Annotated in this window: 8 protein-coding genes; 5 read left to right on the top strand and 3 right to left on the bottom strand. The window is 44.3% G+C overall.

Going from position 1 to position 5,706, the window contains the following annotated elements; translation table 11 throughout:
* Window positions 1-71 precede the first annotated feature (71 nt).
* Together ACTIE6_RS16150 and ACTIE6_RS16145 are read left to right on the top strand one after the other, a co-directional pair.
* Window positions 72-716, top strand: coding sequence for a Crp/Fnr family transcriptional regulator (locus ACTIE6_RS16150; RefSeq protein WP_439557623.1), 645 nt, complete (start codon window positions 72-74; stop codon window positions 714-716).
* Window positions 717-895: 179 nt separating this feature from the next.
* Complete coding sequence (locus ACTIE6_RS16145) at window positions 896-1,990, top strand: hypothetical protein (RefSeq protein WP_439557622.1); 1,095 nt, start codon at window positions 896-898, stop codon at window positions 1,988-1,990.
* A 380-nt stretch (window positions 1,991-2,370) separates the two neighbouring features.
* Here ACTIE6_RS16145 and ACTIE6_RS16140 read toward each other — a convergent pair whose 3' ends face one another.
* Window positions 2,371-2,532: an ATP-binding protein gene (locus ACTIE6_RS16140; protein WP_439557624.1), complete on the bottom strand. Its 162-nt coding sequence runs from the start codon at window positions 2,530-2,532 to the stop codon at window positions 2,371-2,373.
* On the bottom strand, window positions 2,532-2,936 hold the full coding sequence (locus tag ACTIE6_RS16135; protein ID WP_439557621.1) for a sensor histidine kinase: 405 nt from the start codon (window positions 2,934-2,936) through the stop codon (window positions 2,532-2,534). Before ACTIE6_RS16135 ends, ACTIE6_RS16140 begins: the two co-directional genes overlap by 1 nt.
* 165 nt (window positions 2,937-3,101) lie before the next feature.
* On the opposite strand from ACTIE6_RS16135, the gene ACTIE6_RS16130 reads away from it, so the two are divergent.
* Both ACTIE6_RS16130 and ACTIE6_RS16125 read left to right on the top strand, forming a co-directional pair.
* On the top strand, window positions 3,102-3,650 hold the full coding sequence (locus ACTIE6_RS16130) for a hypothetical protein (protein ID WP_439557620.1): 549 nt from the start codon (window positions 3,102-3,104) through the stop codon (window positions 3,648-3,650).
* 376 nt (window positions 3,651-4,026) lie between these two features.
* Complete coding sequence (locus tag ACTIE6_RS16125; protein WP_439557619.1) at window positions 4,027-4,791, top strand: SDR family NAD(P)-dependent oxidoreductase; 765 nt, start codon at window positions 4,027-4,029, stop codon at window positions 4,789-4,791.
* Between the two features lie 38 nt (window positions 4,792-4,829).
* On the opposite strand, the gene ACTIE6_RS16120 is transcribed toward ACTIE6_RS16125, so the two are convergent.
* Window positions 4,830-5,111: a hypothetical protein gene (locus ACTIE6_RS16120; protein ID WP_439557618.1), complete on the bottom strand. Its 282-nt coding sequence runs from the start codon at window positions 5,109-5,111 to the stop codon at window positions 4,830-4,832.
* Window positions 5,112-5,357: 246 nt separating this feature from the next.
* Between ACTIE6_RS16120 and ACTIE6_RS16115 the strand changes: the two genes are divergently transcribed.
* Window positions 5,358-5,687 carry a hypothetical protein gene (locus ACTIE6_RS16115; RefSeq protein WP_439557617.1) on the top strand — a complete coding sequence of 110 codons (330 nt, stop codon included), beginning with the start codon at window positions 5,358-5,360 and terminating at the stop codon, window positions 5,685-5,687.
* Window positions 5,688-5,706 lie beyond the last annotated feature (19 nt).

Genomic DNA, 5,706 nt, shown 5'->3' with positions numbered 1-5,706 from the left:
TATTCATGGTGATGGTCATGTCTTGGGCCAACAAATGACGGTAAGTTTGGCATATTCATTATCCCGTAATTATGATTGAGACCGACCTGTTACTTATTTGCGGAGCTGTTTACAAGAAAGTCTATGAGAACGAGGTCATTTTCAGGGAAGGAGAAAATTGCCTTTTTTATCATCAACTGGTAGAAGGAAAGGTGGGCTGGTCCAACTTCAATGAAGATGGAAGCGAGATCCTTCAGGGAGTTGTCTGGCCGGCTGAATGTTTCGGTGAACTGCCACTGTTCGATCAGCAGCCGTACGCGTGTACGGCTACCGCTCTGACCGAATGTCTGATTATCAGACTTGCGCTGCCTGACTTCAACAGGTTATTATCCGAGCATTCCGAGGTAAGGCAGACACTCAACCGAATGTTTGCTCAAAAGTTGCGCTTCAAGTTATTTCTGGCACATCAACTTGCCTGCCACTCGCCCGAGCGGATTGTCGATGAGGTATTTAAGTACCTTCACCTTCATACCAATAACGTATGCGGCGAATGCAACAAGTTGATGTTGACAAGACAGCAGGTTGCCAATCTGACGGGTATGCGGGTAGAGACTGTCATAAGAGCCACGAAAATTCTCGAGAATAAGGGTAAGTTAAAGATAGTCAGAGGCAAGATATTTCTACCTGCACGTATTGAAACCGAAACTATTCACGGACACTGTTATTCAAGTTTGTGAAGCAGATGACAATTCGAGGATGGACCCGTATCGCTTTGTTCAATTTGTTCATAGTGGCGTGCCTGGGACTTTTGATGCGACTGAAGATATTATTGCCATTATTACCCTGGCTTGACCAGCGATTCACGTTGCATGCGCATTCTCATTTCGCCTTTTCCGGATGGATATCCCATGTACTAATGCTATCTATTGCGGTGCTGATATTGGGCCGCAATTTTGATGGAGTACTTCCTATTCGGTATAACCGTTTGCTGGCATTCAATCTTTTTTGTTCCTACGGTATGCTGGTCAGTTTCCTGATTCAGGGATATGCCGCTGTTTCAATTACTTTTTCAACCTTATCTATACTGGTCGGTTTTATTTTCTACAGACTCTGTCAAACAGACATTAGCGTTTACGGGCAAAAGCAGGTTTGGTACAGGTATATCCATGCAGCACTTATTTTCAATATGATATCCAACTTGGGAACCTTCTTGCTTGCCTGGACCATGGCTACCCAGCCAGGAGATACGATTCTAAGGTTAGCATCTGTATATTTTTACCTTCATTTTCAATACAACGGTTGGTTCTTTTTTGGCATCATGGGTTTGTTTCATCAATGGCTTTATCTGCAAAAGATCAGCCTGCCTAATGCTTTAATCCAATTCCGCCTGTTTGCAATTTCGTGTGTGCCAACCTACCTTCTTTCAATTAACTGGATGTCATTTCCTGCGGCCTTGCATGTGCTGACTATTCTGACAGCCTTGATGCAGCTTATTGTATTCGGCATTTTTTTAAGCGCTTTATGGAAACGAAAGGATAATATAGCAGGGGGCCTTTCGCCTGTTATGCGATGGGTTTTGTTAGCGGTTGCAATAGCTAGTGTTATAAAATTCGGACTTCAAACAGCATCATCTCTGCCGACTGTCGCCCACTTTGCGTTCGGTTTGCGGCCCGTTGTGATCGCCTATCTTCATTTGGTTTTATTAGGCATTATCAGTCTTTTTTTAATCTGCTGGCTTTACATGAACAAAGCCTTGAAAACAACCCGCGTAACAGCATTTGGAATTATCATTTTCGTTTCAGGAATCATCTTAAATGAATTTTTTCTCCTTGTACAGGGGATAAGTTCTTTATCGGATACCTACATCAGCGGTATGCCGCAGGCTCTGGCTGTCGCCGCTTTTATTTTAGTGACCGGTATAGTGATTATTTTACAAGAGAACATTATTCCTGTTGCAAAGAGCTCTCATTGCCGGACTGTCAAGCTAACCCCTCCCAGACAATTGGATTGAGGGAATTCTATTGGTCGGAATGCCACGGACATTTCAAGGCAAAAAACAAAACCTACCTTCCATCAGAAAGTGTTTGTCAGGCAAACCTATATGTGTCTCCATAAATAGGATTGCTCCCGTAGGTATAACCATCTTTCAAGCTATTTTGTAACCAATACTAGCGTTTAAAAATTCGGTGGTTAAAACGAACTATGGGCATTTTTCGATTTTACGAGCTACTGTCACCATAACTGTCAATATTGTACGATTAAGTATTAATGGTATAGGTTAAATCGTACTTCGTAAGATAGTAAAGTATCAAGTATTTTTAACTGGGTGGGCGGTATCGGCATCATGGTTGTTGACGCAGTTCGGCACTGGAATACTTGTTAAAATTGGCGTTAATTCGTCAGTGGCAGGGTAGGGAGCCCGATTGAGACGGCAGTTCCATGATCCTTAATGGATTTTACACTTAGTTGCCCTTTGTGTATGTTAACAATCTTTTTTGCAATCGTAAGTCCCAAACCAAAGCCAGGCACGTTTCCAACATTTCCAGCCCGCATCATAGGTAAAACACATCATTCAGCTCAGCACCCGGGATGCCGATACCCAGATCAGTGATTGTTATGGTAACCCATGAAGGTTCCAGATCAACTTTAAGCTCGACAGGCTCATGAAAGGAATATTTGCTTGCATTGTCTAAGATATTAGTAAGCACTGTTCGCAGCAGGGTAGCATTTCCGAAAATCCTAAAATTAGAACTTTGCTGGGTGAAGGTATCAGTTAAAACCAAATCAATTTGCTGCTCTGGTCGCTTCTCCCCAAAATAAGTAATTGTATCTAATACTGTATCTACAATGTTAATTTCGTCTCGGACTCTGGCCGACTGCAAACCTTCTACTTCTGCTAAGTGTAGCAGCGAATTGGCAAGTTCCTTTTTCCAAAAGATATCGGCCAGCCGCCCCAAGAACTTGTCGAGCGTTTTTTCGACATCATATATTGGAACAAGCTGTCAAAAGGAGGGCACTTTGCTGCGATGGAACAGCCTGAATTGCTCAGCCAAGAGCTCAGAAGATTTGCTGAGGCCTTGGTAATTTAAGACCATGCTGGCGCAACCAGTAGGGCTATTAAAATGGCTTTCAATTACGCCTTGCTGCGAGATATTTTGCTAGCCGTACGCGCGCATCAATTACAACCATGGTTATTTAAATTGGGTCAACGCGTAAACATTCATGATCTTTTTATGAAAAATTACTCCGTTGCCATAATTTTTCTCGCCTTTACGATTCTGGGCTGTAAAGAAAAAACAGACGATTATTTGATAAGCGAATGTGTTGGGGCCAGTTTTTATTATTTAGACAATCAGAGTACAGCCAACCTGCTGGTAGATTTTGGGGATCCTGGGCTTAACCAACAAATCGATACGGCAACGGTGATAAATTCCGGGCAAAGGAAATTGGTCGGACAAGATGCGAGTTTTGGGTCAATTCCGCCTCCAACCGAAACATTTGCGAGCTTCGAGCTCTACAAGCTGTCGGGTGGTAAAAAGACCTTGGTTTACAAGCAAGACCCGGTGCAAAACTCGCTTTGGTTCAAACGCAAACAAAACCCCAACGATCCCGACTTTGGCTGTCAGCAAGTGGATTATACTCTGAGGGTAACTGATGCAATGTTGAAGTAAGCGCCTGATTATGGGGCTGTGAACCGGCATATTACCATTTCTTAACTTTGCCGGGCGTGCGCCCTCTAGACTTACCTTGGGGCTGCAATCTCATTCAGTGCCTTTGCGGGGTCCGGTCTTCCGGATGCGGAGCCTTTCCGTAGCAAAAAAATATTTGCTGTTACCTATCAACAAAGCCTGATTGAAAAGCAATGGCAGGCCAGGCCTGCCACAAATTGGTTTTTTATAAACCACCTGGAAGTACCCATTGGAAAATGTGCTCACTTCTTTGTTGCAGATTGTGTGGCGGCCTGTAATAGGCCGCCTTTTTGTTTAATGACAGGCACTAAAATTGTAACCTACATCAATAAAGCTCAAAGGAAACTACATAACGCGTATGGCAAGGATATTTATTACGGGCTCAGTTGATGGGCTCGGGCAGTTGGCTGCGAGTGCGCTCGTGAAGCAGGGGCATAATGTGGTGTTGCACGCGCGTAACCCAGAGCGCGCAAAGTATGGCTTGGCAAAAGTCCCTGGCGCCGAAGCGGTGCTGACAGCGGATTTGTCTAGTATGGAAGAAACCAGAGACCTGGCATCAAAGGTCAACAAACTAGGTGATTTTGATGCAGTTATCCATAACGCTGGCATCTATCAAGTTTCCGAAAAAGAGCTTACCCGTGACGGCCTTCCACTATTACTGGCCGTCAACAGCCTTGCGCCTTACATCCTTACTTGTTTGATCAATAAGCCTAAGAGGCTGGTCTATCTAAGTTCGGGCATGCATAAACAAGCAGACCCTGGCCTCACTGGCCTGAGGCAAGACAAGCCAAGTGTGACTTATTCCGACTCGAAATTCCACAATTTGCTCCTGGCCATGGCAGCTGCACGTCAATGGCCAAATGTCTATGCAAATGCAGTAGACCCGGGATGGGTGCCTACAAAAATGGGTGGGCCAGGAGCGCCTGATAATCTGGCAAAAGGTTTTGAAACCCAGGTGTGGCTGGCTGGCGGTAGCGATGAGCAATCGAAGGTAAGTGGGCAGTATTTCCACCATAAACGACAGAGCCGTTACCTGAGGCAGGGTGACGATGTGAGCGTCCAAAGAAAGTTTATTGCATTTTGCGAAACACAAACCCGTATTCCATTCCTGAAAGGGGAATAAAAGATCAGTATTTAGCTGCAAGAATTGAAAGCCGCATTTTAATTCTGCATTTGCTTGAATTCCTTGACCACGCTGCGCAGCTGCTTTTCTGTCAGGCCACTGTACTGGATTTGCATCTGCTTGGATTTTTCCTCGCCAATCCTTTTGAGCTTCCAATACTTGGGATGCGACAGGCCGATAGGAAGGTGGTAATGCGCGTCGGAGGGGTCTTTGATCAAAATATCGATTTTGATCTCGTCGGGAGTCATTGGATTTCCCAATTGCGTGATCACTTTCACGCACCTTCCAGTGTGTAGGGTCAAAGTTTTTTCGTGTGTCATTCTTCTGCCTTAAATTCTTTACAGTGCAAAATTAATGGCAAAAGGCATCAAAAAAGGTTGTTAACGATAAGATAATGTGTTGCCGGCAATGGACATATTCTGCCTGAGATAAGAGCACTCCATATTTTTAATATTAAGATCTGCTCCGCTTTGTTAACTTTGTGCTAATTCTGACACCTTCCAATAATTCTTTTAGCCGACTCTTAAAGATCCCAGTTAACAGTCCTGTGTCTTTTTTGATTATCTATGGCAAATATCTCACTCCCGGTCAGCAGCAACAGATTTGAAAATGTTGACAACAAAACAAGCAGCACCTATTATGCTGTCTATGACTGCTGCATTACTGATCAAGTCGCCAGCCAGGATGTGGCTTTTATAGAGCAGCGGCTTGGCACTCGCAGTGTGCATGAAGCAGTTGCAAACGGTGAACGGCACTTCGCTTCACTGCGCGAAGCCAAGAACTATGTTAACGGCCATTTCAAATCTGGCGCCGAATATTTTTCACTCAGCCAGTCAGCCGATCCTGACAACATCCTGCATACGATCATTGATAAAATCACTTACCTGATGGCTTAATTCTGGCGATGCTACAAAT

This window comes from Dyadobacter sp. (assembly GCF_051859145.1).
Taxonomy (GTDB): Bacteria; Bacteroidota; Bacteroidia; order Cytophagales; family Spirosomataceae; genus Dyadobacter.
Note: the sequence above shows the minus strand (reverse complement) of the source record. Positions and strands in the feature narration are given on the sequence as shown.